The organism is Nitrospira sp. (genome assembly GCA_035968315.1).
Classification (GTDB): Bacteria; Nitrospirota; Nitrospiria; order Nitrospirales; family Nitrospiraceae; genus Nitrospira_D.
This window is the reverse complement of sequence record JAVYIN010000007.1, coordinates 191,242-216,658: the sequence shown is the minus strand read 5'-3', so window position 1 is coordinate 216,658 and position 25,417 is coordinate 191,242. Positions and strand designations below refer to the sequence as shown.

The following is a 25,417-nucleotide window of genomic DNA, read 5'->3' as shown; positions in this document are numbered from 1 at the left end:
TCAGCCTTTTCCGTTCTCGGTCACATGAATCTGGAATACCCGGCGGTCTTCGGCGGTGCACTTCCATCCCATGCGCTTTTCAAACACAATCTCGTGCGTTCCTGGAAGCATGCTCGCAAACTCAAAGGTCCGTCGGCCATTATCGACGGCGTTGTTGCCGGCAATACGCAAATACTCATCGTTCACCAGCGCCAGTCCTTTGGTATTATAACTCGGGACCCATTGCTCCCCTCTGGTTCGATCTTCCCAAAGATGGAGGGTAAAGGAGCGGCCGATCGCCGATTCGATCACCCGAGGGCCTCCGACATTCGAGGAATTGTGCTGGTCCTGCCCCGCACTATTCATAAAATACTCGCTGCATCTAAACTGTTTACGATGGCCAACTCGACGCGCCCCGGACGCTCACGAGGCTTTCCGCCGAGGACCGACAAAAATCTCCGCGTTTTCCGTGCGAACCTCATAACTTCCGACGCAGTACCCGCCGCCGTCAGTCCCCTGTCCATTACGGATATCAAACGCCAGATCGTGCCAGGGACAAGCCACGACAAACCCCTTCACTCGCCCTTCATTCAAGGGACCACCCTCATGGGGGCAGAGGTTATGCACCGCGTAGAACTTGCCATCGACATTGAAGAGCGCAATAGCCCGATCATTGACCGTGACCACCTTCGATTGTCCAGGCAGCACCTCGTTCACCAGTGCGACTCGCTGAAACCCTTCCATCCCCAACTCCCTTAATCCTCTCCAGGCTCCCATCTTCCTGCTGCCCCGTCACTCCTCCTACATGCGCAGCACGTATTTCAGCTCATCCCCCTTGGCCACGCCCGATCGCTGGATAAACCCGGCTTCAGTTTGCAGCACATACCGGGCCAGTTCCGGCGGAGGCCCAAAGAGCGGGCAAGGATCTTTCGCGCAGGGATCGGCATGCTCGACCATATGCACCACATGATGGCTTTCATCCACCCAAATCATGTCGATGGGAAACCGGTACTCTTTCGTTCGGACGCGGTGCAGGCCGTTCTCTTCGAAGATATAAAGCATCCCGGTATTGGGTGGCAACCCGTCACGAAACGCCAGCCCGAAAAGCAGTTTTTCAGGGGTCTGCGCCACTTCCGCTTCCACAGCGATGCCGCTCGGAAACGTTACCACAATCACGTCAGTGTCTTTTTGCGGAACCAGAAACATCGAGACGCTCATGAGCAACACCGCCAGCAGGAGCATCATGATGATCCGCTTTTTCTTTTGCTCCCGATCGCTCTCCTGTGCCATGGCCATGATCGTTTCCTTCAGCAACTATGCGTATGCCTGCTGGGCCCATGGGCCCATATTCCCGGGCATTCTAGGCCTTCTGACCGACGCGGTTCTGTTGACTTGGAAAAGAACCACAGAATAGAATGGCCCCCTACATTGCGCACGCACTATGATCAGGGCGGCGCGATCTTGTCAACATTGTTTATCTGTCTTTTGTAGTGAGAAGGAGGCGTGGGTCATGGCACTGCTGATTACCGATGAATGCATCTCCTGTGGAGCTTGCCTGCCTGAATGTCCGAACGAGGCAATTTTCGAAACCCGGAGCGATGCCGAGGGCAAAGGAAATCATGTCGGCGACGGACAAGGCGTCGGCGATAATATTTACGTCATTACGCACGATCGCTGCACCGAATGCGTCGGGCACTTCGACGAGCCGCAGTGCGCGGCGGTCTGCCCCGTCGACAACTGCTGCATCGCCGACCCGGCCTATCCAGAAACCACCGAAGTGCTGTTGGAAAAGGCGAAAACTTTGAACCCCGATAAAGCCATTGATCCAGCCAAAATCTGGAGCGGCGTTCGGAACTAATCAGCACGCTACAATATTGGATTACCTTGAGGCCCCCTTTCCGCCAGGAGAGGGGGCCTCGGCTTTTTCTCGCCGCGCCCCCTTTACTCGCTTGTAAAAATGCACCCGCTACTGGATTTGAACCCGTTTGAGCTATAGACTGGAGACAGAATACGGCGTTTTCGATCCAGCTCCTTCTTCCGGTGCCCTCATAGCAAGTGAGACGTTCACTCCCGCTTTGGAGGTGCAGTCATGCGCAACCGATGGAGTCTCCTCGCAGTGTTGTTGTGCACACTCGCAAGCCCCGGCTTAGCTCAGGCCAGCACCGGAGAACTCGGCACCATCATCGAGAGCTTTGTCACGCACCATTTCCCCGATGCCACCAGCCATGTGTGGATCGTTAACGGCACACAATGGGACGGAGATGAAATGGTGGTCGATGTCCGCACAATCGTCGTGGAGCGGCAGCTGCCCGCACCGATTGAAAACCGGTACCTGCTGCTCATTAAGGAAGGGAAGCTCACCGCAGTCCAGCGTGTTCCCTTGGAAGATGGCTCAGACTGCCAACCCGACGAAGCCTAGCGAGCAACCCGCTGCCAAAGAATGAGAAAGGCCCCAGTGGAGGATCCACTGGGGCCTTTCTACTGCTCACGAGAGTGAGTCAAACTACTTCAGCATCACCAGCTTGCCGCCGACATGCGCCGGATGCAAATGGCAGCGGTACGTCAACACGTTGCCCGCGGCATAGAACAGATCGCTGGTGGGCACACCGATATACTTGGTCTCACCTGGCTTCAGAACAACCTGGGTGTTCAACACGGTCGGGGCGGACTGATTCACGGCAGCCGTAAGTTGGAAGCCATGCTCGGCGGACGAGTTATTCGTCACCTTCAACAGCACCGGCGCGCCAGGACGAGTCTTGAAATCGATCACCGTGGTCGGCGGATACCAGGTCTTCATGTTGCCGATTTCCACCGCGTAAAACTGGGCATCCACTTCGAGATCCTTGAATGGCTGGCCCACCACGGATCCGGTTTCCAGATCGCCGACTTCGACGCCGCCAGCCTGAAGTGCATGTGCAGCCGAGGCTCCGGCGACGATCATCCCGAGGCCAAAAAGGACCGATAACATCGTCTTACCCATGACCTACCTCCTTAAAAAGAAGAAGAGATGTGATTAGGTTGGTAAAAAACTACCGCCAAGCTCTGATAGCCTTGACTGCTTCGATGACTTCCGACTTTCACGTCAACACCGTTTGCCAACATCTACTCCATCACGAGGCGAGTCTTATAGCATAGGGGCCAAAATGGAAGCAAGCAGCTTCTACCCACCCATGAAAAGAAAGGCAATCTTGCCCATCCTCAGATTAAACCAACAGAGATCAACACCTTTTCAGCCACTTAGCGACCAATGCCGTCAATTATTGGTTCACTGAGACCTCTTTCCCAATCAGAACATCATAGGGGGCAAAATCGTCGCTTAACTCAAACCCTCTCGGCCAAGGCCTATCTCGATGGGTGCCCAGCAAGGCGATCGCTTCTGAGGGCAACTGCCGATTGAGCGCCATCTCCGTCACTTTCGAGACAAATTCACTCTGCGCTCCTCGATCAACTGGCCCTCCGGCAAAAAAGATCAAATTCTCCGCTTTGGTCTGATTCTGTTTCCACGGCCCCTTCACGGCAAACGTTTCGACCGTCGGAAAGGCCCGCTTCATCGTCTGCACCACCGCGGCCGCTCGAACATTGTCCACCTCTTCTCCCGACGACGCCAGATTCACTGCCACCACACCATCCGGCTTCAAATGCGCCCGCACCGCCGAGAAAAACTCGGTGGTCGTGAGATGAAACGGGATCATATGCCGGGCAAAGGCATCGATCCAAATCAGATCGTAGGCGTATTCCGTCGTGTTCAGAAAGGCCCGTCCATCCTTGACATGCACATGGTGATTGGCCGGCGGATGATACCCGAAATATTCCTCGGCCATGCGCACAACCGTAGGGTCAAACTCGACGATGTCCATCTCAAGATCGGGCCAGTAATGGGCCAGCCACTTGGCCAGCGATCCGCCGCCATGTCCAAGAATCAGTCCTCGCTGCGGATGCTCGACCAGCGCCAGCGACGACACCATCAACTGGCTATAGGGGAGAAATAGCGGCAGCGGATCGGCTTTCCACATGACGGCGTGAAAGGTCCGATCCAGCACCAGATAACGAAACAGTTGGTCGTCGCGGACTCGCACCTGCTGATAGGGGCTATCTTCCTGATACACCGGCGGATTCAATTTCTGGATGGGATGACTCGCACCCACGGCTGACACCGCCGGGACGACCAAGATAAGAATTTGCACAAGGCGCCCAACCCCGGATCCCTTCCACAGCCAGAGCGCTCCCAGCACGACTTGAATAGTGCCCAACCAAGCCACAAGCGCCTGGCTTCCGATCCAGGAGAGGAGGAAAAACGCGGTCCCCCAGGTTCCAATCAAACTGCCGACCGTCGACAGCGCAATCAGACGGCCGGTATGGCGGCCAAGATGGCCCATATCGGACACGGCCAATCGCAACATCGCCGGCAACACTCCGCTCAGCCCAAAGGCCGGTGGAGCCAAGAGCACGGTCGCAGCCAAACAGGGGCCCCAGCGCGGGTCCTGAATCCAGGCTTCCACCTGGAACAAGATCGGCTGGCTTGCCCAGGCCACCAAAAAAGTCCATGATCCGGAAAAGAGCAACAGCCCGGCCAGTACCGCGCCCCCGGGATACCGATCCGACGCCCATCCCCCAAAAGCATACCCGCTGCTCATCGCGGCGAGAATCACCCCGATCAAGGCGCCCCAGACAAACAGGGAATTCCCGAAGACCGGAGCCAGCAGACGGCTCCCCACAATTTCCAGCGCCATCACGACCGCGCCCGTAATAAGGGCCGTCGACAGCAGCACACTGCGGGAGATGGGAGCGGGACGTTCCGATGTCATGAAACAGACACGACCGGATGGATTTGAACGATGGGCGGCACATCACGCGCAGGCATCACAACTGGCTCCCCCAATTTTTGAAATAGCGCAACAGATCTCTTACCGACAACATGCCCACGACCTCTCCGCCCTCAACAACCACAAGATGCCGGATCCCGGCTTCAGCCATCAAGTCGCTGGCCTCGTGAGGAGACGCCGCAATGTCAATCGTCACCAACGGAGCGCTCATAACCGAACGAACCGTCGTCTGCGCCGGGTCCAGTGATTCAGCGAGCACCTTTCTCGCAAGATCCGTTTCACTGACGATCCCCAGATCGCGCCGGCCGTCCCGAACCAGGAGCGCGCCAACCTTCCCCTGACGCATCTGTTGGGCGGCCTCAACCACCAAGGCCTCCGGACGGATCGTATGGACGACCGGCTGCATCATCACCGCCAGCGGCCGCTGGATTCCGCTCGACCCCGTCATGCGCCTCTCTCCTGCCAAATCGGAAGGCGATTCTACTCACCCGATTTTCAAAGAGTCAACGAAACAACCCTCCGAAGGGGAACCATGACGCCGCATACACATTTCATTGCCCACGCTTCTCCTCGTTGCTATACTTCGACAAATTTACGAATTTTCACTGAGGAGATCCGCGCCCATGCACATCAGCGTCATCGGAACCGGCTATGTCGGGCTTGTTACAGGAGCCTGCTTCGCGGAATTCGGCGTCCACGTCACCTGCATGGACACCGACGCCAAACGAATTGCGCAGCTTGAAAAAGGCGACGTCCCGTTCTTCGAACCAGGCATCACCGAGCTGGTCGCCAAGGGAATCAAGGAAAACCGTCTCACCTTCACCACGGACATTGCGCGGGCCGTCGACAAAGCGCTGGTCATCTTTATCGCCGTCGGGACGCCCCCCAAATCGGACGGATCTGCGGATTTGTCCTACGTCGAAGAAGTGGGCCGGGGTATCGCCAAGCACATGACCGGCTATAAAGTGATCGTCACCAAATCGACGGTGCCGGTCGGGACCGGCGAGAAGCTCCGCGAGGTCATCAAGGCGCATCAATCGGACCGGTTCCGATTCGATATCGTGTCGAATCCTGAATTTCTCCGCGAGGGATCGGCGATCGAAGACTTCATGCGGCCCAATCGGGTGGTCATCGGCGCGGACAGCGAGCAGGCCGTCGCCATCATGAAAGACCTGTATCGGCCCCTCTATCTCATCGAAACGCCGTTCGTCACCACCGACGTGCCGACGGCGGAAATGATCAAATACGCCTCGAACGCCTTCCTGGCCGTCAAGATTTCGTTCATCAATGAGATGGCCACTGTCTGCGAACGGGTGGGAGCCAACGTGCAAATGGTGGCCAAAGGCATGGGGCTCGACCATCGGATCGGCAGCAAATTTCTCCACGCGGGTCCAGGGTTCGGCGGTTCCTGCTTCCCGAAAGATCTCGCAGCGCTGGTCCAGACGGGAGAACGAGTGGGCTATCCATTCCAGATCGCGGGAGCCGCAGCCAAGGTGAACTATGAACAGCATCTGCGCATGGTGACGAAGATTCGCGAGGCCTGTGGCGGTCTGCAAGGCAAAACGCTGGGCGTGCTGGGCCTCTCGTTTAAGCCCAATACCAACGACATGCGGGAAGCCCCATCGTTGACGATCCTGAATGCCTTGATGAAGGAAGGGGCCGCAGTGCGAGGATACGACCCCGTGGCCATGGAGGAAGCGGCCAAGCTGATTTCTGGGATGATTCCCTGCCAGGACATGTATGACGTGGCCGACCAGGCGGACGGGCTCATCATCATGACCGAATGGAATCAGTTCAGGAACCTGGACTTCGAGCGATTGAAGCAGACCATGCGGCAGCCGCTCTTGCTCGATCTGCGGAACGTCTACGACTCCGAGAAGGTCACCGGCTACGGCTTCCGCCACGTCTCCGTCGGCCGGCCGACCCAAGAGCCCCGCTCGGCGTAAGCGGGGCTCGCAGTTCGCCTATGTCAGCCTGGGCAGCTCGACCGCAGCCTCCGGCTTCGTCTTCGGCTTGTAGCCCATCCGGTCCAGCACCTTCATGATCCTGGTCTTCAAGCGGTCATCGGCATCGGTCAACGCCGTCGCCAAGGGCTCCACGGCGGGCTTGCCGATTTTCCGGATAATCTCCGTGGCCGACTGCCTGATTTCATCCTCTTCCGAGACCAGCAACGGCACCAGCGATGACACGGACACTCCGCCCAGCTTGATCAACGAATCATAGGCCCGCTGCCGGACATCGCCGACTTCATCGGTGAGGGCATTCACGAGCGGCATGACCGCCCGCTGATCCTTGAGTTCACCCAGCACTTCCGCCGCGTATTTCCGGTTCAGCCAATGCGGGTCCTTGAGATCCAGCAGCATCGCGTCGGCTTTCGCCGCATTCGGGTCTTTCGCGCGAATCCGGAAGCTCTTGGCGACCCGCTTCCCGCCTTCTTCGACCACACGAATCGTCGCGCCGTCCCCGACCTTGAGCTTCTTGAGGTCCTCAAGCGCTTCCTCGGCGACGTCCAGCACGACGGTCTTGCCGTCATAGGCCAGCAGCTCGACTTCGATCTGCTTCGCTTCTGGATTGACTGCGACGACCCGCTCGGTCACGAGATTGAATCCGTCTTTTTTCTCGCCGCCCTTCGGACCGATCTGAATCAATTTCACTGGAGCTTCATCTGCCATAACGTGTGTCCTTCTTCTGTATGTAGTGAGCGGTTATTGACCCGACTTCCAACCAAGACTCGCCAACACCCCTTCCACCGTTTCCTGCACCATCGTATTTTCATCTTCAAGCAGCGGCAACAGCGGTTGAATCGCCTCTTTCGCCCCCAGCCTAGCCAGGGACTCCGCCGCATTCCGGCGCACCAGCCAGTCTTCATCCTTCAAGGATTCGATCAACGGTCCGGCCGCGCGGGCGTCCCCGATTTTCCCGAGGGCTTCAGCCGCGTGACGGCGCACCATCCAGTTGTTGCCCAAGAGGCCGTCGATCAAGGCCTCGACCGCCCGCACATCGCCGATCTTCTTCAGCACCCGCGCGACATCTTCCCGCAGAGTACTGTCTGTCAGCGCGTCAATCAAGCCGGGGACCGCTCGGGGATCGCCGATCCGCTCCAGCGCCCACACCGCCGCCGTCCGCACCGCCCCATCCTTATCCTTGAGCGCCTTCACCAGCGGTTCCACGCCGCGAGGATCTTTCAGCTTGCCAAGTCCGGATGCCGCTTGCTCGCGAATCGCCCACTCGTCGTCCTGCAGCGCCTCGAGCAACGCCTCGACCACCGTCGGCCCGATCCTAACCACCGCCGTCGTGGCGGCTTCACGAATCACCACATCTTCGTCGGCCATCAACCCGATCAATCGGGGCACCGCATCGGGCCCCATCTGCCCCAAACTCGCAATGGCATGGTCGCGCAAGGCTTCGTTCTCGTCGCGCAGCGCGGAAATGAGAAGATCGATCCGATCCGATTCCGTCTCGTTACTCATCCTCGTCCTGTCCTTCCTCTCCCGTGACCGGCGTGCCGGCCAAGGCTTCCAGTTTGTCGGCAATCAAGCCGGCATTATAGGCCACCAGTCCGTCGCGATCCGTCCTCAGCCGGTCGAACAGCTCCTTGTGGGGACGCAAGGCCTCCACGTCCTTGATCTTCGCCAGCGCTTCCATCGCATAGACCCGCAACGGACGGATCGGAATCGCTTCCAAATACAGTTGCATCGGGCGGGCGTCGCCGATCAGGCCCAGCGCCTTGATCGCCAGCTCCTTCACCCCCGTGTCCTTGTCGTGCGCCAGCCGCTTCATCAAGGGCTCGACCGCCCGCACATCGGCAATCTTCCCCAACAGATCGGCTGCCGCCTCACGCACGAGCCAATCCTCATCTTCAAGATATTCGATCAGGATTTCAACGCTGGGCCGGCCGATGCCTAACAGATTGATGACCGTGGACATCCGCGCTTCTTCCCGCTCACTGGCCCCTTCCACATCCCGAAGCGCGTTGAACATGTCATCGATCCGCTCGCGGATGGCGCTCAGTTTTTTCAACGTGCCGACCGCGATGTCCCGCACCGCCGGCTGCCCCATCGCGTCGATAAAGGCATCGATGGAACGGGGGTCCAAAAGCTGATCCAGCATCAGCGCAGCCGTGATTTGCACCTCAGGATCCACATGTTTGAGCATCTCGCACAGAGGAATCACCGCTGTCGGAATCGCGCCGACGAGATGCGTCATCACCTGCCGGGCTTCGCCTTCCGGCGTCTTCAGCAGCAACGCGACCAGCGCCGCGGCGGTATCCGTATCGAGGACACCGGCCATATGCTCCAAAGCGGTCGCCCCGGCCTTGCGCGCCACCTCATCGCTATCTTCGAGCAGACCGACGAGCGCCACCCCCGCTTGCGGATCCTTGATGCGGGCCAGCATCGCCGCCGCTTCTTTTTTCAGCTCCGTCGTGCCAGTTCGCAACACCTCGCTCAGCGCCTGCACGGCCCGCGGCCCGCCCGCCACACAGGCGGCCGTCGCCCGCATCCGGCGCCAGTCCTCTTCATGGACCAGCTCAGAAACTAATGTTTCAATGGTTTCCTTGGACATAGATTCCAGTCGCTGAGACGCTACACCCGTCCCGGTCTCCAGCCAGCCAGCGCCAGCGCTTCTTTGACGTGATACCGGATATTTTCATCCCGCGGGCCGGTCAGCAAGGGGAGCAAAAACGGCACCGCTTTGGAGCCGAACTTCGCCAATGCCGCCGCCGCCTCAGCCCTGGTAAACGTCGGTTCCAAGGCGGCCACCAGGGATGGAATCGAGGAGTCATCACCGATAATGCCGAGGGCCCGCACCGCCACGCCCTGCGTGATGACTTCTTCATTCCATTGATCGCCGCACCCCGCGACGGCGCGCGGCGCGTCGAGCGGACGCTTCCCCTCCACCACTTCGATCAAGACCGGAACCGCGCGGCGATCGCCGATGCGCCCCAGCGCTTCAACCGCCAAGGTCCGCAATCCCGGCTCTTTCATTGCCGTGAACAAAAACTCCACCGCCTGGGGATCGCCGATCTCGCCGAGCGCCCGCACCGCATCCTCGCGAATGGCCGAATCCTGATCGTTGAACAAGACCGACAACAGGGGTTCCACCGCCTTCTGCGACTTCATTTTCCCGAGCGATTCCACGGCATGGAGACGGACCAGCCACTCCGCATGCTGCAGGGTCTCCAGCAGCGCCGGAATCGCCGCTTCCCCGATCGCCGCCAGCGCCGCCGCCACTTCCTCCCGCACCGCTTTGACTTTATCTTGCAGCAGCGGCAGGAGCGGCTCGATCGCCGACACCTCTTGCACCCGCCCCAGCGCCTTGGCCGCGTGCATGCGCACAATCCAATCGTGGCTGCGCAGCGCGTGCTTCAGCGGATCGAGCACCCGTAGGTCCGCAATGGAAGCCAAAATGGCGGAAGCCGCCTCCTGCACCGTCAACTCCGGATCGGAGAGACAGGCTCCCAGCGCCGGGACCGACGGTTCGCCGATCGCCGTCAAGGCGCCGATCGCGGCCTCACGGACAGACCGGTCGCGATCGCGCAAGAGCGACACCAGCGGGAGGACCGCTCTTGGATCTTTCAGGGTGCCAAGGAGGCCGGCCGCCTCTTCGCGAATGGCCCAGTCCTCATCCTTGAGGGCTGCAATCTGCTCCGCTACCGAATCCCCCACCATGGACCTCCCGGATCGAGCCGATAACCCTAACACACGGTTTTTTACAGGGTCAACGGAGCGGCGCCGCACGGGCCGGAAGATGAGAGAGGATTGAACAACAGGCCAAAATGCTAGCTGGACCTTGCCACGTCGCCGGAGGGACCAAAGCGGCCCGTCTCGCCGAGGGGCCGATCGACGCGGAGATTGTCCGCATGACTGGAATTGATATCCACTTCTTCAGCGGGCGGCGACCACCCGAGCTTTTCCAGCGTTTCCAGGACGATCAGCCGGAGGGCGTCTTTGGCCGTCAACCGCACGGAGGCATAGGAAAGGACTCGCTCTCCCTCGGCTTCCACTTCGGAGGCCTTGGGATCGTAGAGGAACGCGATCAGCGGCTCAATGGCCGTGTCGCCGATGATGGTCAAGGCCGCCGCCGCTTTCTCCCGCAACACCCCGTCCTTGAGCAACATGATGAGATCGGGAATGACGCGCGGATCGCGGAACTGCCCGAGCGCCGTGGCGGCCGCTTCCTTGATAAAGGCATCTTCGCTCACGATGCAGCCGGGCGTTGGAGTGCCCTCCTGCTTGATTCCCTTTCCCTTCAAGGCATCAAGCACGGCGGGCAGCGCGCGCGGATCGCCGATCATCCCGAGGGACGCGATCGCGTGGCGTTTGACCACCCCGTCTTTCATGGCTTCCAGCAGCGCGTCGATCGCACGGGAATCGCCGATCATCCCGAGCGCAATCGTCGCATCTTCACGCACCGCGCGATCCGGATCCTTCAGCGTGGCGATCAAGGCGTCGACGACCTTGGCGTCGCGCACCCAGGTCCGGCCAATCTGGTAGTCGGTTGTCATCCCGCCCAGCGCCCGGGCCGCGTGGCAGCGCACGACAAAATCCTTATCTTTCAAGCTCTCGATCAACGGATCGACGGAGGGCTGGCCGATCGCAATCAACGCCGTGCCGGAAGTCTCCCGTACGATCTTGGAAGTATCACGAAACAGCTTGATCAAGGCCGGAACAGCTTTGGCATCGCCGATTTTACCCAGCGCCTCGGCCGCCGCGCTCTTCACGGCCCCATCACGATCGCGGCAGGCGACCATCAGCGCATCGACGGCCTTCTTGTCGCGCAACTCGCCGCAGGTCTTCGCCGCGTGCTCGCGCACCCGCCACCGTTCGTCCTTCAGCGCCGCCAGCATGCGGTCCAGCACGACCGGCCCCATCTTGGCCGCGGCCTCCACCACCTGGTTGCGCACTTCCATGATGGCATCGTTAAACAGCCCGATCAGGGCCTCCACCGCCTTAGGGCCGCCGATCTTGGCGACCGCGCAGCCGGCATAGGCCCGCACCGACCAAAAATCGTCCCCGCACGCGCTCACCAGCGCGTCGATGGACTTCGGATCGGCAAGATCGGCCAGCGCCTTCGCCGCTTCTTCCCGCGTCGCGTCGTCAACATCTTCCAGGGCTTCTAAGAGATCGTCCAGGGTGTGTGTCATAGTTAGGGTTTCTGTTCGTAATACTGATCCCGTTGGCCCCCGTGGGGGTACATTCGCTTGCAGCGCACCACCAAAGTCTGGGTCCCGCGGCCCTCGATGCACTGATCGAGCGACTTCGCAAACTCGATCGTCCCATCCAGATTGACCATGAATGGAAAATCGAACGTGAAACTGATGAACTTGTACTTGCCCGGCTTCAGCAGCAGCTCCCGCCGCTCGGACGTTTTGTAGGCGTCCGACGTTTCAGGATCCAGGGTCCAAATCGTCGGCGTAATGCCCGGCACCTGCCACCACGACTGCGGCACCAGCTTCGTGGCATCAATCGTAATCGTATGTTCTTTAAGATGAGCCGGGGGAGGCCCCGCCTGCCCTTCGGACGTCCAGCCCCCTACCGTAAAACCCAGTACCAATACACCCGCGAGAGCCGCCATCGGGCGGCGAAACAATCTCATTGTCATCATAGGGCTATCTCTTGGAAGAAGCCGCAGCTGGCGCCATGGCTGCCGCGTGGAAGATTTCCTCGATGGCCTTGCTTTCCCACTCCGTATGCGTCTCCAGGCCGAGGAGGCGCATCACCGTCGCCCCGGTGTCAATGATAGATACCGGTTGGCGAATGACTTGTCCGTGCGAAATCCCGGCGCCGGAGATAATCCACGGCACCACCGGGGTGGCCGTCGTCGTGGGCTCCTCCCCGTTGAGGTCTGTGCCGGGAGCGCTCAGGGCCGTCACCACCACCGTGGTCCGATTCGAAAGGCCATGCTCCTTGAAGATGTCCAGGACGGATTTCATGGCCGCATCCACCGCCTGCAGGGCCTGGCGGTATTCTTTCGAGTTCCACCCATGCGCCACGCCGGCGCGGCCGGGCTCCGGAAGATGGACGACCAACAGATGCGGCAGCGAAAGAATCGCGTGCCCGTAGCCATGACCGCTTGTGGCTTTCTGAAAATATTGGCGGATGTAGGACACGATCTTGTCCGGATGGCACTCGGGGCGAAGCGCGCCGCACAATTGATAATCGGTATAGGGCTCCGGACGCGCGAGCTGATAGAGCGACTCATCCATGTAGAAAATGGCGCTGTCCCGTCCGCCGCTCAGATCCAGATAATCGAACAGGCTGGGCGAGCGCGAGTAGCCCCGGCTGAATTCAAACGCGTTCCAGGTAATCCCGTGTTTCTCCACCGGCATTCCGGTGACGAGCGACGCCATCGCAGGCAAACGCAACGCCGGAGTGATCCCCGTCGCCGACCAGGTGGCGGCGCCGTCCTTCACGAGCTTGCTGAGGACCGGCATCGCTCCGCCCTTCAGCGAATCCTGTCCAAATCCTTCCAGCACGAACAGAATCACATGCTCGGGCGCCGCGGCTGGCGCCTCAATCGTTTTGGCCGTGGCCGCTTCGGCGTGGAAGCCAAACCCCGCAAACCACTCAACCCCGATGAGGAAGAGACCGACGAGAAATGTGCGGAACATATGAGATGGATGGCGCATGACTGTTACGCTGTAATCCTTTCACCCGTGAGGGGATAAGTACCTTAGCACGCGAATTTTCTGGAAGGCAAGCCAGTCCAGGCACAGGCTCTACGCTGGCGAAATGAGCGCCGCCGGTGTTATGCTAATCTGCATCGACAGGCGGGAGATCGCTGTCATCCAGCAGGGTTCTGGTGCGTCATTCCTCTCAGAGAGGGTCACAACGATGCCCGGTCCGATTATCCCGCAGACAGCCATCTCGCCGCCGCTTCTCCATCACACCGGCTCCCTCTTCCTCGGATTCTTCTGGCTTGCGGCAATCCTGCTCTCCGCCCAGACGGGACAGGCCGAAATTCGAATCGTGACCGCCCAAGGCGAATACCGGATGGGAAACCGGGATACCCGCGAAGATGCCATCCGGCTCGCCACCGAACAGGCCAAGCGGAACGCCCTGGAGCAAGTCGCCACCTATCTGGAAAGCATCACCGTCGTGGACGGGCTGGATATCACCAAAGACGAAATCCGGACCTACACCGCAGGGCTGGTGCTGGTCCTCGATCAGCAGACCATGACGACGCTGGACGACAACGTCGTCGTCAAAACCGATCTGGTCGCACAGATCGACACCGAAGAAGTCAGCCAGGCCATCGCGGCCTTGCGGGACAACGAGGATGCGCGCCATCAGCTCGTCGCGCTCAAACAGGAGAATGAACAACTCCAGCAAGAACTCGACGCCGCCAATCGCGCGCTGGCCACCGCCTCAACCGCCGATCAAGCCCAACAGGCCACCCAGCAACGGCAGGAGATTCTGAACCGGGTGCAATCCAACGCGATGGTCTCCCAGGCCTGGACCGACTGGGTCCTCGTCTCGCCCGTCGTCTCTCCCTATCCCTGGATCGGCCTCGCCCAAACCCATGCGCTGCTGAACGTGGCCCGCGGGCTCTATCCTGCAAGCCCCCATGTCACCATCGCCCAACAGGTGTTCACCAGCAAACAGCCTCCGATGCCCCCGCAGCCACCGGTGCCCCCGGCTCCCGGCCTCAGCCAACCGGCCATGCCCAGTCACCAGATCGTGCCGCCTCCCGGCTCACCGGGAGGCCCGCGCACCCTCAATGAAATCGTCCAAACCGTTCCCACTGTTCCGCCACAGACCGGCCAACAATCCTCTGGCCATATCGCATCTCGGACGCAACCCTCTCCGCGGCAAAACTATTCCCGTGAACAGCCTGGGATCTACGGATACCAGCCCCCCCAGCCAGGCTCGTATCCTCCTGGCACACACCGTTTGCCGCCGACCATCAACCAGATTCATCCGCCCCTTCCGCACCAGGTCCCGCGCGTCCCCTATCACGTCGCACCCCGATCCTCCGGAGGCGGCGGCTCCCATGGGGGAGGGGGAGGACATAACGGCAATAGCGGAGGACGACGAGGCCGGCCATGACAGCACCCCTTTCCAGCCCTGCCATCATCGCTTCGCTCTGCGGACTCCTGGCCGGCGTGCCTGCACTCCCGGCCCATGCCGCTGGCCCAGATGACGTGAAACAGCGGGCCGACCAATCCTTCAACCGCCTTTCGCCACAACTCCTGCCCAACGGCAACGGCACAGCGGCTCCGGGCCTCCCCGCATCGGACAGCGAACGCGCCAGTGGGTATGCGGCTGACAAATATTGGATCGGCACGGGCCAGGGGGATCTGACCAAGGGGCCCATCATCTGCCAGCGGGTCTCGGAACTCTCGGCACGAACCGACCTCGCCAAACAAATCCGTGTCATGGTCAAGGAACATATGGTGGACCGTGTCCGGGACCGGAGCGGCCGCGAGCCTGAGCAGGATATTGAATTGACCAGAGAGGAGCTCGTGCAGGAATACCTGCAGGACGTGAAGATCGTCGATCGCCGGATCGACGAAGACAAGAAAATCTGCTCCGCCACCGCCGTCATGCCCAAAATCACGCTACAGCCAAAGCCCGTAACAGATTCTGGCAACGCTCTCCCTACTCCTCTCGCCCCTCGCCCCTAACCCTTCAGCCTTCGTATGATTGCACTTCTATCCTGACATGCGGTAAGTACGTCGCCATGCCGCACGAAAATAATTTTCAGCACGACGAACTGTCCAGAAAGAGCCCGGGAGACCGGCTGCGGACCGCCGAACTGACGCCAGGGGCGCTCCCGGAGTCGCCCGCCTGGTTCGAGGCCATGGCGCAACAGGGCACCCAGCTCGCCCAAGCCGGAGTCCGGGCGATCGTCCTGCTCCATGGGTCCATCGTCGGCACCGATGTGTTCGGCATGCAGCGGCTGGACGAAGTCGGGGGACTCAAGCGGGGCTACTCGCGCGGAGTCTCAGGCGTCGATGCCCTGCTCGCCGCCATGCGCGAAGGGGGCAATGGGATCCCGCCCTTGTCCGGCGGGCTGACCGTGCCGCTTGCCAACGATGAAGCCACCAAGAAAGCGCTCGACGCCCAAGTCGGCGAGGCCGGCAATTTTACGGCGTCCTATACCGGCTTGTTGCAGCAGGCCCTGAGCAAGCATCTCCCGACACCCATTCCCTGCGTGCGCCTGCTGTGGTCTTCCGCGCATCACCATCTGGGACGGGCTCTTGCCGCCGTCCAACTGTTGAACGACCTGCGGACGCTCTGCGAACAACATCAGCTCGCGGCGGGACAGCGCATCCTCCTGCTCGCGCATGGGCAAGCGGGACTCGTCGTGGCGCTGGCCTCGAATCTGCTGTGCCCCAGCCCGATTACCAACCGGCCCAAACTCTTGCATCTGCTGGCCACCACGACGCCGCACGCAGGCCATGCCGACATCGTGTCGGCGATTCAACGCATCGAGCCGCTCTTGGCCTCCGGGTCGCTCTTGAAGGGCGCGCAGCTGGACATCGTTACGCTTGGCACACCCGTCCGCTACGGATGGGATCTGTCGGGAACCGGCCGGTTGCTGCACATCGTCAACCACCGGAATTTGCGCACCGACGGAAAAACCTGGCTCTCGAAAATGGAGCTGCCCCAAGTCACGATGGAAATGCCGATTGCCTGGGGCGGAGACTATGTCCAGGAACTCGCGGTGGCCGGAAGCGATGCCCTGCCAGCGAATGAGGCGGCCAAGGCCGCCAACAAAGCCATTTGGGAGCTCGTCGAACCCTACGATGGTTTCGAGCGCTGGCTGGAATGCGCCCGCCGGGCCGTGCGGTTTCCAACCGACGGCCAGTGCCTCCTGGCGGACTACAAAGACTGCACGAACTCCACGACCATCCGCGACCATTACTACGGCCACGCAGCCTACACCCGCCTCAACGCCATGCTGTTCAACACGGCCGAGATCGTCCGCGCGCTCTATTCCACCCAATAGCTCTGCGTTCGTGTCACCAAACACCCAAAGCCATCAGGGTTACGGGCTATCTTGTGAACGAGAAGGGGGGATTAGCGCGCTTTGGACTGCAACAGAGTCTGAAGCTGTTCGCTGGCTTCTTTCACCAGAATCCCCATCTTGGAGTGAGACGGCTCGAAATCGACGGACCAATCATAATGGCGGAGCCGCTCGCTGGCCGTCGGGCCGATAGACGCGACCACCACCCGCTTCAGCGCTGCTCGAAATGACTCAACCGTGCCATCCTGTTCCAGCACCTGCATGACATGGTCGATCTGCATGGCATTCGTCAGCAGCAGCACCTGAACCTTCCCTGCCATCACGTGATCAAGGGTCTGGCGAAGCGCGGTCAGATCCTCCGGCAACCCCCACTTATAGACCGGCACAGGGAACACATCCGCTCCGCGCGTACGGAGGGATTCCAGGAGGTCAGGATTGGAGACGCCATATTCCTGCACGGCCACGCGCAGGCCTTTGACCGGCCGGTATTCATCCAGCGTTGACACGACATCCACCCAGGTATTGGGCTCCGGGACGACCAGCGTGGGCGTGATGCCAAGAGCCTTGAGGGCCGCCACCGGTTTAGGGCCTCGCGCGACAATGGCGGTGCGCTTCACCCCCACCATGATTGACGACATCGGATGGCGCGACCGGAGGATCTCAAAGAGCGCCGTCGTTCCGATGCCGGTCATCAGAATGAGAATATCGACTTGGCCTTCAATGAAACGGATGCCGAAGCGCAGGGCGGTGGGATTGTCCTCGATGGGCAATTCGCGGAGCGCGGGGGTCACCAGGGGGCGCCCCCCGTAGCGTTCGATGAGCCGGGCCATCTCGGGTGCCATCCGGCTCTCGAATGCGACAACTGTGATTCCGGAGAAGCCCTTCTCACTCATGGATGGACTCTATTTCGCCGGCACGTCCATCGCGCAACGGAAGCCGGTCGACTCGTTCCGGATCGTCGGGTCGCTGTCGACGCGGGTGAAGATGCGGACAGTCGGAGTCTCGTTCTGCCAACCGGAGCCGCGCAAGACCCGCTTCGTGCCGGACTCGGGGCCTTTCGGATTCTTCGCCGGACTCTTCTCGTAATACTTGGCGTCGTACCAATCGTTCACCCATTCCCAGACGTTGCCGGCCATGTCATAGACGCCGAACGGGCTCTTGCCGGCCTCGTAACTGCCGACCGGCATCAAGGTCTTTTCACCGACCCACTGCTGGTTAAAATTAAGATGCTTGTTGGTCGGCTCGACATTCCCCCAGGGGAAACGCCGATCGGCTGTGCCCTTGGCCGCCTTCTCCCACTCGGCTTCGGTCGGCAGCCGTTTGCCCGCCCATTTGCAATAGGCCTCCGCATCCGCCCAATCCACATTGATCACAGGCCGGTCGGCCAGCGACTCGGTAATCGTCTCGCCCTGCCAGAGGTTGCGGGTGGGGTTCTTGGGATTCTGCGGGATCCGATGGCCCGTCGCTTTGACGAACTCGAGATACCGCCCGTTGGTCAGCTCGAACTTATCGATATAGAAGCTGCTCACGAATACATCGTGGCGCGGATATTCATCTCGTCCACCGTCCCGGTCGCCGTGGGGCACGCCCATGGGGAACGAGCCTTCAGGAATCAGCACCATCGGGGCGCCATCGTTCCCTTTCACGTCTTTCTCAAGCCCGTCGGCGAGCGACAGGGCGGGAATTGCCAACAGGGACGCCACGGCCATCACAATGCGAAAAGGGACATTCATGACAGGCTACTCCTTTGTTCAGCGAACGGATGGGCCATGGTACCACAGCCGTCCCTCATTCCGCAGGGGCTGAATTTCCGTTGACGGCTGGCAGGCTGCCTCCCTACTATACGACGATCACGTCCGGCGCTGAGTAAGAAGAGGATGGTTTCCGTGGCACTTCCGCAACACCGAGGACTCCGCCATTTGGCACTGCGCGTGACCCATCTTCCCCGATCACGCCGATTCTACGAGGATCTGCTCGGCATGCGCGTGGTGTGGGAGCCGGATGCCGACAATGTCTATTTCAGTTCAGGGAGCGATAACCTGGCACTCCACCAAATTCCCGCTGACGAACTGGCCGCGTATCAGCCGTCCAAGGGCCAGCTCCTCGACCATGTCGGAGTGATTCTCGACGATCCCCAAGCCGTCGACCGGATGTTTGCCGACCTGTCACCGAAGATCACCGGACTTGGCGGAGCGATTGTGAAACAGCCGAAGCTGCATCGGGACGGCAGCTACTCCTTTTATTTTTCGGATCCCGATGGCAATGTGATTCAAGCTCTCTACGAACCGACGATCAGCACACTCCGCTGGCAAAGTGAACGGAATACATGAGTCGGATTTGGGACAACCTGCCTCGCCAGCAATACCTGAGCCTCGCCCCCTGGTGCTGGGTGCAACTGGAAAGCGGGGAAGCGCCCGGGCCCTTTCCCTTCGTGGCTGGCATCGCACCTGAAGTCGTCGCCGGCCTGCACGAAGCCCATAGTTTGTTGTCCAGTTCGATCGACACCGCGATCAGCGACGTGTTTTCAAAGCGGGCGCCGCTGGACGATCCCGACCGGCAGCGGCGGCTGGAAGATGCCTACGCCGAGCTGGTGAATTCCCGCCCCTACTTGAAACAGCACATCCGATGCGGACGCAGGCCGGACGGGACCTTCCAATGGGAATTTCCGACCGACCCGACCAAATCGGCAACCGTGACCAACGGCGGCCTCCGGATTTTTCACTCGGTGAAACGGCAGGCCATTCCGATCGGCTTCGATCAGCGCCCGCTCGGGCCGGTCGTGGGGAAAGTGCTCGGCATGCTGGACGGCACCCATCAAACCGAGGCCATCAAAACCGTCATCATGACCGCGCCGCGCGAGGCACAACCGGTCCTGACCAGGCTGATTGAATCGCTGCATCAATATGAGTGCCTGCTGAGCACGGCAGCCCCATCGGTCCGCCAGCGCTGGTTCGACGTGGTACAAGACCGCGACATGGTCCATCTGGGCCATGCGGCGCTGCTCTATCGCCAGCAGAACAATGCGTTGCTGTTCGATCCCTGGCTGCTCCCCTGGTTTGCGGAATCGTCGATCCCGTCGTTGTGGGGCGCGCTCTTGCCCAAACCGGCCGCGGTGTTTCTCACGCACGACCACGACGACCACGTGGATCCCCGAACGCTTCTGCACCTTCCCAAAGACACGCCGATCATCGTGCCGAGCCGCCGCAATCGCAAAAAGCTGCACTATGACTATCTCGGGCTGTTGCGAGAGATGGGCTTCGGGCGGGTGATCGAACTGGCGCACGGCGAACGCTGGGATTTCGAAGGTGGCGCGGTGATCTCCGTCCCCTTTTACGGCGAAGACCCCTGTGATCTGGAGATGCCACGAAACTGCTACCTAATCCACGACCGCGGCCAAAACGTGCTGGTGCACGCCGATAGCGGCCCGACTAATTCCGGCCGCTCTGCGCTCAAGGACAATGCTATTCAGCAACTCGTCGAGCAATACGGACCGATCACCCTCGTCCTGGCCTCACAGCAACAGCTGCTCGAACTCCGCAGCTATGCCGCGCATGCCTCCCTCTCACACCCAGGGAAGTGGCTGGATGTCGGCGAAAACGGCTACCTGACCAACGCCTACCTGGCGGAACTCTGCGCGACGGCCAAGGCCAGACTCTTCGTGTCCTATGCCACCGGCGGGGCGGACTGGTATCCGGACCACCTGTCCTTCATGTTCAGCCAGCGCAATCCGGCCAGGACGGCATTACTGACGGCCCATTGGGAACGACCGGAATCGTTGAAAGGCCTTCTCCAGCCACAGCATTGCGAGTATCATGGCGCCCGAGCGCTCGATATCTACCGGACCACGGCATCAGGCCGCGTTGATGTTGTTTCCACCGGCGAGTCGCTCACACCGCTCGCGTTGCACCGTCTGGACCACGGCGATCCTCCCTTCATGAAGCCGGGCGGACGGGCGTAACACGATCTTTTTCTTGCCGCGAAGGAGTGCGCCCGCATGAGTGGAACATCTTCCCCGATTCTGATCACCGGCGTCGCCGGCTTCATCGGTTTCCACGTCGCCCAGCGCTTGCTGGAGCGCGGAGACCAGGTCATCGGCCTGGATAATGTCAACGACTACTATGACGTCCGCCTGAAAGAGGCGCGACTGGCGAAACTGGCAAACGCCGAGGGCTATCAGTTTCTGAAGATGGAACTGGCCGACCGAGCGGGGATGAAGGCGCTGTTTGCCGACCATGGCATCAAGCGGGTCGTCCACCTGGCCGCCCAAGCCGGTGTGCGCTACTCCCTGATCAATCCGCATGCCTATACCGAGAGCAACATTGAAGGGTTCATGAACATCCTGGAGGGATGCCGGCACGCGAAGGTAGAACACCTCGTCTACGCGTCGTCGAGTTCCGTCTATGGCGGCAATACCCATATGCCCTTCTCTATTCACGACAATGTGGATCATCCGGTCTCGCTCTACGCCGCCAGCAAGAAAGCCAATGAGTTGATGGCCCATTGCTATGCCCATCTCTACCGCCTGCCCTGCACCGGCCTGCGGTTTTTTACGGTCTATGGGCCCTGGGGACGGCCCGACATGGCGCTGTTTATCTTTACGAAAGCGATTCTGGAAGGCAAGCCGATTGAGGTCTTCAATCACGGCAAGATGAAGCGGGACTTCACCTATGTGGACGACATCGTCGAGGGCATCATCCGCACGCTGGACCGCCCGGCCACGGCGAATCCCTCATGGTCCGGCGACAAGCCGGATCCGGGAACCAGTTCGGCCCCGGCCCGGGTCTATAACATCGGGAATCACCAGCCGGTGGAACTGCTGCACTTTATCGAAGTGCTGGAAAACGCGCTGGGCAAGAAGGCCGAGAAGAAACTAATGCCGTTACAGCCTGGGGATGTGCCCGCCACCTACGCCGATATCGATGACCTGGCCCGCGACGTCGGCTTCAAGCCCGCCACGCCGATTGAGGAAGGCATCCCGCGTTTTGTGAAGTGGTACCGGGAGTTCTACAACGCATGAAAGATCGGGTGCCTTCTACTGGCATCCGACCGGAATAAACCCTCTCCCGAAGATCCGGTTCAGCGTTTGATACCGCGCATTGTCGTAGAACGAGTAACTGGGTCCGCGCTGATTTTGCCCGGTCGGATCGCCGCCGTAGGAAGGATCCGAACCGAAAAAGAACCCGCCTCGCGTTTTCTCGTTCAGCCTGATCCATTCCCAATACATCCCGCAGATTTCGCCGCGGCTTCCTGTCGTCGAGGCATACCAGTCCTTGGCCCAATCCGGCACATTCTGCGTTCCACTGACCGGCCCATGGTCAGGAACCGCCGGGAGCTGGTAGGGTGGATTCCCGATCGTGCGAGGAATCAACGGCATATGATCCAGGGAGGGAACGATGGACAGAGGCTTGAGAGTCATCGCCCGGCACCCCGGCTTCTCTTTATTCGTATAAACCGACGTCCCGTCGGCTTGCGGACATTCCCACGTTTCCGACGGCTCCACCGGCGGCGGGGTATCGGCCCATACCGAACTCGCAGCGACCAGCGCCAACACGGCCGCTATTCCATACATGTGTCTCAGGCCCATACAGCACCTCCTAAAAAATACACCCGCATATCGAACATCGTGTAGCAGCCGATCGAGTTGGCGTGACATTCCCACCTTACGTAACGGAAGTTGGGTGAGTCTATGCTGCTTTGGAGGGGGAAACTGACACCTGTGGCCGGGTTGCCGAGATTGGGCTGTACAAGTTTGAACTAGGTTAGCCGTGAGCTGAGGCGCGTGAAAAGGTCTTCGGGATCCACCCCCGCCAGTGAGGGCAGAACCAGATCGGCTTCATGCAAGTGATCCGCAGAATAGGTCGTCGCCAACCCCAACACAAACATGCCGGCGGCACGCGCTGAACGAATACCAGCCAAGGAATCTTCAATGACCAGGCATTCCTGCGGCTGCACAAGCGGAAGGTTCGTCCCAACACCGTTCAGCCGCGCCAGGGCCAGGCGATAGATGGCCGGATCGGGTTTGCCGATGGGACAGTCTTCCGCCGAGACGATGAGTTCAAAATCATACTGGATAGGGGTACGATCGAGCGCCCGATCGATTTGCTCCCGCCGGCCGCCGGAGGCAATGGCCAGCCGATACCGTGGCTTGGCCGCTTTCACGCACTCCACCACGCCGGGAAACAGTTCCGGCTTGTGCGCGGCGGTATAGCGCCTGAACAGCTCTGCCTTCCGCTCCTGAATCTGCCGCAATAGCCGCTCATCACTGTGCCCATCGCGGGCCGTCAGCAACAGGGCCGTGCAGGTCCGCTCGTCCATCCCGAGGTACGTGCCGTAATACTCTTCGGTCGTCAGCCGCAGGCCGAACTCCTTGAGCGCCTGGCAAAAGCAGTGCACATGCGGGGTCTCGTCATCGGCGATGACCCCGTTGAAGTCGAATATGATGGCTCGCAGCATCAGACCTCTGACCTCCCAGCATCCTGGTGCGCGCCTACTGTACTCAATGGCCCTCTGCCCGACAAGCAGCTTTACCTTGTTCACACCCGGCAGCTGGGGTATTCTCCGACCCAGGCTTCTACGTACTTATTGACTATGACCGACTACGGCGTGCTCAGCAATTTGCTCATCATCTTCGCGGTGTCGATCGCGGTCGTCTTCGTGTTCCATCAGTTTCGGCTGCCCTCGATCGCCGGCTTTCTCGTCGCCGGAGCGCTCATCGGCCCGCACGGGTTCAACCTCATCTCCAATACCAGCACAGTGCAAATCCTCGCGGAAATCGGCGTCGTCCTGCTGCTGTTCACCATCGGCATCGAGTTTTCCTTGGGCCGATTGGCCTCGCTGAAACGGCTCCTCTTCATCGGCGCCCCCCTCCAAGTCGGCGGCGTGATCGGCATTATCTGGGCCGGGAGCCTGTTCACAGGATTGCCGTGGCAGCAAGGCCTCTTCTGGGGGTTCCTCCTCTCGCTTAGCAGCACGGCCATCGTGCTGAAAGCGATGGCCGCCAATGGCGAAAGCGACTCGCTCCACGGGCGCGCGACGATCGGGATCCTGATTTTTCAAGACCTCGCCGTCGTCCCCATGATCCTATTGGCCCCCATCCTCGCCAGCCCCAGCGAAGGCGCCGCGCTCTCCATCCTCCTGACGCTTGGCAAATCGGTGGTGGTCGTGGGCTTGGTGGTGGCGGCGGCCTGGTACATCGTCCCGAAACTCCTGGAGCACATCGTCCGCAGCCGCAGCCGCGAACTCTTTCTCCTCACCATCATCATGTTGTGCCTGGGGATCGCCTGGCTGACCTCGCTCGGCGGGCTCTCGCTGGCGTTGGGCGCCTTCATCGCCGGGCTAGTGATTTCGGAATCGGAATACAGCCATCAGGCCATCGCGGAAGTCCTGCCCTTTCGCGACAGTTTCAACAGCCTCTTTTTCGTCTCCATCGGCATTTTGATGGATTGGCGCGTGCTGCTCGAATACCCGGCGGTGGTGACCGGCCTGCTGGCGGTCATTTTGACGGTCAAGTTCGTCGCAGGCGCCGGTGCCGTCCTGGCCGTGGCCGTGCCCCCGCGATCCGCCGTCATGACCGGCGTGGCCCTCGCGCAAGTCGGCGAATTCAGCTTCATTCTGGCGCAAGTCGGCCAGGAGAACGGGCTGCTCTCCGGCGCGCCCTATCAAATCTTTCTCGCGGTCTCCGTCTGCTCGATGATCATAACGCCCTTTCTGATGCAGTGGTCGCCGCATCTCGCCCGCCGGGCCGAAGCCGTGCAGCGGCTCCGTCACTGGTTCCCGGGACGAACGACCGCGCATGTGCTCGAAACGGAAGGGCGGCATCTGCGGATCAAAGATCACGTGATCATCGTGGGGTACGGCCTGAACGGCCGCAACCTGGCGCGCGTGCTCGGGGAAACGGAAGTGCCCTATGTCGCGCTGGATCTGGACGGCGACACGGTCAAGCGGGAATCCCAGCATGGCGTGCCGCTCTATTACGGTGACGCCACGAATCCCCATGTGCTCCGGCACATGAAAATCGAAGAGGCCCGGGTCATGGTCGTCGCCATTTCCGATCCCTTCATGGTGCGTCGCACGGTGCAAGTGGCGCGAAGCCTCAACGCCAAACTGCACATCGTCGTCCGCACCCGGTATCTGCGCGAGCTGGAAGAGCTCCACCAACTGGGAGCCGATGATGTCGTGCCGGAAGAGTTCGAGACCTCGATTGAAATTTTTGCCCTCGTCCTGCGGACCTATCACATGCCTCCGGACTACGTGATGAAGAAGGCCGAACAAGTGCGGCGGGAAGGGTATGCCCTATTGCGGCGGAGCGAATTGCCGGAATTGGCCCACCATCTGCGCGGCGGCACCTTGAACGATGCCGAAGTGGAAACCTGCCGGATCGATGAGGACTCTCCCGCCGCGGGGAAGACGCTGGCGCAGATTTCCCTCCGCCCGCGAACCGGCGCCTCGGTGATTGCCTGGACGAGAAGCGGCGTGACCGAGTCGAATCCGTCCGAGAAAACCAAACTCCTGGCCGGGGATATCATCGTGCTGCTCGGCTCGCGCGATCAGATTCGCCGGGCCATCGCGCTCGTCGTGCCTGCCAACACACACTAGCCTTCAGATACAGGCTGTTCGGAAAGGCCTTCCATGCTCACCCGCCC

27 protein-coding genes are annotated in these 25,417 nt (G+C 60.6%); 10 read left to right on the top strand and 17 right to left on the bottom strand.

Annotation, left to right across the window (positions count from 1 at the left end):
• From RI101_10835 to RI101_10825, 3 genes are read right to left on the bottom strand one after another with little or no spacing between them, the layout of a single operon-like run.
• Positions 1–345 carry a protease inhibitor I42 family protein gene (locus tag RI101_10835; GenBank protein MEC4890545.1) on the bottom strand — a complete coding sequence of 115 codons (345 nt, stop codon included), beginning with the start codon at positions 343–345 and terminating at the stop codon, positions 1–3.
• A gap of 57 nt (positions 346–402) precedes the next feature.
• Positions 403–723, bottom strand: coding sequence for a Rieske 2Fe-2S domain-containing protein (locus RI101_10830; protein ID MEC4890544.1), 321 nt, complete (start codon positions 721–723; stop codon positions 403–405).
• Positions 724–780: 57 nt separating this feature from the next.
• Positions 781–1,275 carry a DUF192 domain-containing protein gene (locus RI101_10825; GenBank protein ID MEC4890543.1) on the bottom strand — a complete coding sequence of 165 codons (495 nt, stop codon included), beginning with the start codon at positions 1,273–1,275 and terminating at the stop codon, positions 781–783.
• A 214-nt stretch (positions 1,276–1,489) separates the two neighbouring features.
• On the opposite strand from RI101_10825, the gene RI101_10820 reads away from it, so the two are divergent.
• Positions 1,490–1,837, top strand: coding sequence for a 4Fe-4S dicluster domain-containing protein (locus RI101_10820; protein ID MEC4890542.1), 348 nt, complete (start codon positions 1,490–1,492; stop codon positions 1,835–1,837).
• A 231-nt stretch (positions 1,838–2,068) separates the two neighbouring features.
• Positions 2,069–2,398 carry a hypothetical protein gene (locus RI101_10815; protein ID MEC4890541.1) on the top strand — a complete coding sequence of 110 codons (330 nt, stop codon included), beginning with the start codon at positions 2,069–2,071 and terminating at the stop codon, positions 2,396–2,398.
• 84 nt (positions 2,399–2,482) lie between these two features.
• On the opposite strand, the gene RI101_10810 is transcribed toward RI101_10815, so the two are convergent.
• The 3 genes from RI101_10810 to RI101_10800 form a co-directional block, all read right to left on the bottom strand.
• A complete protein-coding gene (locus RI101_10810) occupies positions 2,483–2,959 on the bottom strand; it encodes a hypothetical protein (protein ID MEC4890540.1) in 477 nt (158 codons plus the stop codon).
• A gap of 277 nt (positions 2,960–3,236) precedes the next feature.
• On the bottom strand, positions 3,237–4,784 hold the full coding sequence (locus tag RI101_10805; GenBank protein MEC4890539.1) for a fused MFS/spermidine synthase: 1,548 nt from the start codon (positions 4,782–4,784) through the stop codon (positions 3,237–3,239).
• A gap of 55 nt (positions 4,785–4,839) precedes the next feature.
• Positions 4,840–5,250 (bottom strand): CBS domain-containing protein, encoded by a 411-nt coding sequence (locus tag RI101_10800; protein ID MEC4890538.1) that lies wholly within the window; start codon positions 5,248–5,250, stop codon positions 4,840–4,842.
• A 175-nt stretch (positions 5,251–5,425) separates the two neighbouring features.
• On the opposite strand from RI101_10800, the gene RI101_10795 reads away from it, so the two are divergent.
• The gene (locus tag RI101_10795) at positions 5,426–6,748 is read left to right on the top strand and encodes a UDP-glucose/GDP-mannose dehydrogenase family protein (GenBank protein ID MEC4890537.1); all 1,323 of its coding nucleotides are present in this window, start codon (positions 5,426–5,428) and stop codon (positions 6,746–6,748) included.
• A gap of 18 nt (positions 6,749–6,766) precedes the next feature.
• On the opposite strand, the gene RI101_10790 is transcribed toward RI101_10795, so the two are convergent.
• The 7 genes from RI101_10790 to RI101_10760 form a co-directional block, all read right to left on the bottom strand.
• Entirely contained in the window at positions 6,767–7,474 is a 708-nt protein-coding gene (locus RI101_10790; protein MEC4890536.1) for a HEAT repeat domain-containing protein, read from the bottom strand.
• 33 nt (positions 7,475–7,507) lie between these two features.
• Complete coding sequence (locus tag RI101_10785) at positions 7,508–8,272, bottom strand: HEAT repeat domain-containing protein (GenBank protein MEC4890535.1); 765 nt, start codon at positions 8,270–8,272, stop codon at positions 7,508–7,510.
• Positions 8,265–9,365 carry a HEAT repeat domain-containing protein gene (locus tag RI101_10780; GenBank protein MEC4890534.1) on the bottom strand — a complete coding sequence of 367 codons (1,101 nt, stop codon included), beginning with the start codon at positions 9,363–9,365 and terminating at the stop codon, positions 8,265–8,267. Before RI101_10780 ends, RI101_10785 begins: the two co-directional genes overlap by 8 nt.
• A 20-nt stretch (positions 9,366–9,385) precedes the next feature.
• Complete coding sequence (locus tag RI101_10775; GenBank protein MEC4890533.1) at positions 9,386–10,471, bottom strand: HEAT repeat domain-containing protein; 1,086 nt, start codon at positions 10,469–10,471, stop codon at positions 9,386–9,388.
• Positions 10,472–10,581: 110 nt separating this feature from the next.
• Positions 10,582–11,946 carry a HEAT repeat domain-containing protein gene (locus tag RI101_10770; GenBank protein ID MEC4890532.1) on the bottom strand — a complete coding sequence of 455 codons (1,365 nt, stop codon included), beginning with the start codon at positions 11,944–11,946 and terminating at the stop codon, positions 10,582–10,584.
• 2 nt (positions 11,947–11,948) lie between these two features.
• Entirely contained in the window at positions 11,949–12,407 is a 459-nt protein-coding gene (locus tag RI101_10765) for a hypothetical protein (protein ID MEC4890531.1), read from the bottom strand.
• Positions 12,408–12,411: 4 nt separating this feature from the next.
• Entirely contained in the window at positions 12,412–13,431 is a 1,020-nt protein-coding gene (locus tag RI101_10760) for an alkaline phosphatase family protein (GenBank protein MEC4890530.1), read from the bottom strand.
• A gap of 205 nt (positions 13,432–13,636) precedes the next feature.
• On the opposite strand from RI101_10760, the gene RI101_10755 reads away from it, so the two are divergent.
• From RI101_10755 to RI101_10745, 3 genes are read left to right on the top strand one after another with little or no spacing between them, the layout of a single operon-like run.
• Positions 13,637–14,851 (top strand): hypothetical protein, encoded by a 1,215-nt coding sequence (locus RI101_10755; protein MEC4890529.1) that lies wholly within the window; start codon positions 13,637–13,639, stop codon positions 14,849–14,851.
• Positions 14,848–15,429, top strand: a complete 582-nt coding sequence (locus tag RI101_10750) for a hypothetical protein (GenBank protein ID MEC4890528.1) — start codon at positions 14,848–14,850, stop codon at positions 15,427–15,429. Before RI101_10755 ends, RI101_10750 begins: the two co-directional genes overlap by 4 nt.
• 56 nt (positions 15,430–15,485) lie before the next feature.
• Positions 15,486–16,757: a hypothetical protein gene (locus tag RI101_10745; GenBank protein MEC4890527.1), complete on the top strand. Its 1,272-nt coding sequence runs from the start codon at positions 15,486–15,488 to the stop codon at positions 16,755–16,757.
• 71 nt (positions 16,758–16,828) lie between these two features.
• On the opposite strand, the gene RI101_10740 is transcribed toward RI101_10745, so the two are convergent.
• On the bottom strand, positions 16,829–17,617 hold the full coding sequence (locus RI101_10740) for a uroporphyrinogen-III synthase (GenBank protein ID MEC4890526.1): 789 nt from the start codon (positions 17,615–17,617) through the stop codon (positions 16,829–16,831).
• A 60-nt stretch (positions 17,618–17,677) separates the two neighbouring features.
• On the bottom strand, positions 17,678–18,508 hold the full coding sequence (locus RI101_10735) for a formylglycine-generating enzyme family protein (GenBank protein ID MEC4890525.1): 831 nt from the start codon (positions 18,506–18,508) through the stop codon (positions 17,678–17,680).
• Between the two features lie 153 nt (positions 18,509–18,661).
• Here RI101_10735 and RI101_10730 point away from each other — a divergent pair, with 153 nt between their 5' ends.
• Genes RI101_10730 through RI101_10720 form a run of 3 tightly spaced genes read left to right on the top strand, consistent with a single transcriptional unit; the run spans position 18,662 to position 21,792 of the window.
• On the top strand, positions 18,662–19,105 hold the full coding sequence (locus RI101_10730; GenBank protein ID MEC4890524.1) for a VOC family protein: 444 nt from the start codon (positions 18,662–18,664) through the stop codon (positions 19,103–19,105).
• Positions 19,102–20,733 (top strand): MBL fold metallo-hydrolase, encoded by a 1,632-nt coding sequence (locus tag RI101_10725; GenBank protein MEC4890523.1) that lies wholly within the window; start codon positions 19,102–19,104, stop codon positions 20,731–20,733. Before RI101_10730 ends, RI101_10725 begins: the two co-directional genes overlap by 4 nt.
• A 36-nt stretch (positions 20,734–20,769) precedes the next feature.
• Positions 20,770–21,792 (top strand): NAD-dependent epimerase, encoded by a 1,023-nt coding sequence (locus tag RI101_10720; protein ID MEC4890522.1) that lies wholly within the window; start codon positions 20,770–20,772, stop codon positions 21,790–21,792.
• A gap of 15 nt (positions 21,793–21,807) precedes the next feature.
• Here the strand turns inward: RI101_10720 and RI101_10715 are convergent, their stop codons facing one another.
• Both RI101_10715 and RI101_10710 read right to left on the bottom strand, forming a co-directional pair.
• Positions 21,808–22,359 carry a hypothetical protein gene (locus tag RI101_10715; GenBank protein MEC4890521.1) on the bottom strand — a complete coding sequence of 184 codons (552 nt, stop codon included), beginning with the start codon at positions 22,357–22,359 and terminating at the stop codon, positions 21,808–21,810.
• A 170-nt stretch (positions 22,360–22,529) separates the two neighbouring features.
• Positions 22,530–23,228: an HAD family phosphatase gene (locus tag RI101_10710; GenBank protein MEC4890520.1), complete on the bottom strand. Its 699-nt coding sequence runs from the start codon at positions 23,226–23,228 to the stop codon at positions 22,530–22,532.
• Between the two features lie 135 nt (positions 23,229–23,363).
• Here RI101_10710 and RI101_10705 point away from each other — a divergent pair, with 135 nt between their 5' ends.
• On the top strand, positions 23,364–25,370 hold the full coding sequence (locus tag RI101_10705) for a cation:proton antiporter (GenBank protein ID MEC4890519.1): 2,007 nt from the start codon (positions 23,364–23,366) through the stop codon (positions 25,368–25,370).
• Positions 25,371–25,417: the final 47 nt, after the last annotated feature.

Bases quoted from the DNA above. Each gene is read 5' to 3' on its own strand.
- RI101_10735 (MEC4890525.1), bottom strand. From the start codon at position 18,508: ATGAATGTCCCTTTTCGCATTGTGATGGCCGTGGCGTCCCTGTTGGCA.
- RI101_10705 (MEC4890519.1), top strand. From the start codon at position 23,364: ATGACCGACTACGGCGTGCTCAGCAATTTGCTCATCATCTTCGCGGTG.
- RI101_10715 (MEC4890521.1), bottom strand. From the start codon at position 22,359: ATGGGCCTGAGACACATGTATGGAATAGCGGCCGTGTTGGCGCTGGTC.
- RI101_10775 (MEC4890533.1), bottom strand. From the start codon at position 10,471: ATGGTGGGGGATTCGGTAGCGGAGCAGATTGCAGCCCTCAAGGATGAG.
- RI101_10780 (MEC4890534.1), bottom strand. From the start codon at position 9,365: ATGTCCAAGGAAACCATTGAAACATTAGTTTCTGAGCTGGTCCATGAA.
- RI101_10835 (MEC4890545.1), bottom strand. From the start codon at position 345: ATGAATAGTGCGGGGCAGGACCAGCACAATTCCTCGAATGTCGGAGGC.
- RI101_10805 (MEC4890539.1), bottom strand. From the start codon at position 4,784: ATGACATCGGAACGTCCCGCTCCCATCTCCCGCAGTGTGCTGCTGTCG.
- RI101_10825 (MEC4890543.1), bottom strand. From the start codon at position 1,275: ATGGCCATGGCACAGGAGAGCGATCGGGAGCAAAAGAAAAAGCGGATC.
- RI101_10770 (MEC4890532.1), bottom strand. From the start codon at position 11,946: ATGACACACACCCTGGACGATCTCTTAGAAGCCCTGGAAGATGTTGAC.
- RI101_10800 (MEC4890538.1), bottom strand. From the start codon at position 5,250: ATGACGGGGTCGAGCGGAATCCAGCGGCCGCTGGCGGTGATGATGCAG.
- RI101_10765 (MEC4890531.1), bottom strand. From the start codon at position 12,407: ATGATGACAATGAGATTGTTTCGCCGCCCGATGGCGGCTCTCGCGGGT.
- RI101_10720 (MEC4890522.1), top strand. From the start codon at position 20,770: ATGAGTGGAACATCTTCCCCGATTCTGATCACCGGCGTCGCCGGCTTC.
- RI101_10755 (MEC4890529.1), top strand. From the start codon at position 13,637: ATGCCCGGTCCGATTATCCCGCAGACAGCCATCTCGCCGCCGCTTCTC.
- RI101_10790 (MEC4890536.1), bottom strand. From the start codon at position 7,474: ATGGCAGATGAAGCTCCAGTGAAATTGATTCAGATCGGTCCGAAGGGC.
- RI101_10830 (MEC4890544.1), bottom strand. From the start codon at position 723: ATGGAAGGGTTTCAGCGAGTCGCACTGGTGAACGAGGTGCTGCCTGGA.
- RI101_10785 (MEC4890535.1), bottom strand. From the start codon at position 8,272: ATGAGTAACGAGACGGAATCGGATCGGATCGATCTTCTCATTTCCGCG.
- RI101_10795 (MEC4890537.1), top strand. From the start codon at position 5,426: ATGCACATCAGCGTCATCGGAACCGGCTATGTCGGGCTTGTTACAGGA.
- RI101_10815 (MEC4890541.1), top strand. From the start codon at position 2,069: ATGCGCAACCGATGGAGTCTCCTCGCAGTGTTGTTGTGCACACTCGCA.
- RI101_10745 (MEC4890527.1), top strand. From the start codon at position 15,486: ATGCCGCACGAAAATAATTTTCAGCACGACGAACTGTCCAGAAAGAGC.
- RI101_10710 (MEC4890520.1), bottom strand. From the start codon at position 23,228: ATGCTGCGAGCCATCATATTCGACTTCAACGGGGTCATCGCCGATGAC.
- RI101_10740 (MEC4890526.1), bottom strand. From the start codon at position 17,617: ATGGCACCCGAGATGGCCCGGCTCATCGAACGCTACGGGGGGCGCCCC.
- RI101_10725 (MEC4890523.1), top strand. From the start codon at position 19,102: ATGAGTCGGATTTGGGACAACCTGCCTCGCCAGCAATACCTGAGCCTC.
- RI101_10750 (MEC4890528.1), top strand. From the start codon at position 14,848: ATGACAGCACCCCTTTCCAGCCCTGCCATCATCGCTTCGCTCTGCGGA.
- RI101_10820 (MEC4890542.1), top strand. From the start codon at position 1,490: ATGGCACTGCTGATTACCGATGAATGCATCTCCTGTGGAGCTTGCCTG.
- RI101_10760 (MEC4890530.1), bottom strand. From the start codon at position 13,431: ATGCGCCATCCATCTCATATGTTCCGCACATTTCTCGTCGGTCTCTTC.
- RI101_10810 (MEC4890540.1), bottom strand. From the start codon at position 2,959: ATGGGTAAGACGATGTTATCGGTCCTTTTTGGCCTCGGGATGATCGTC.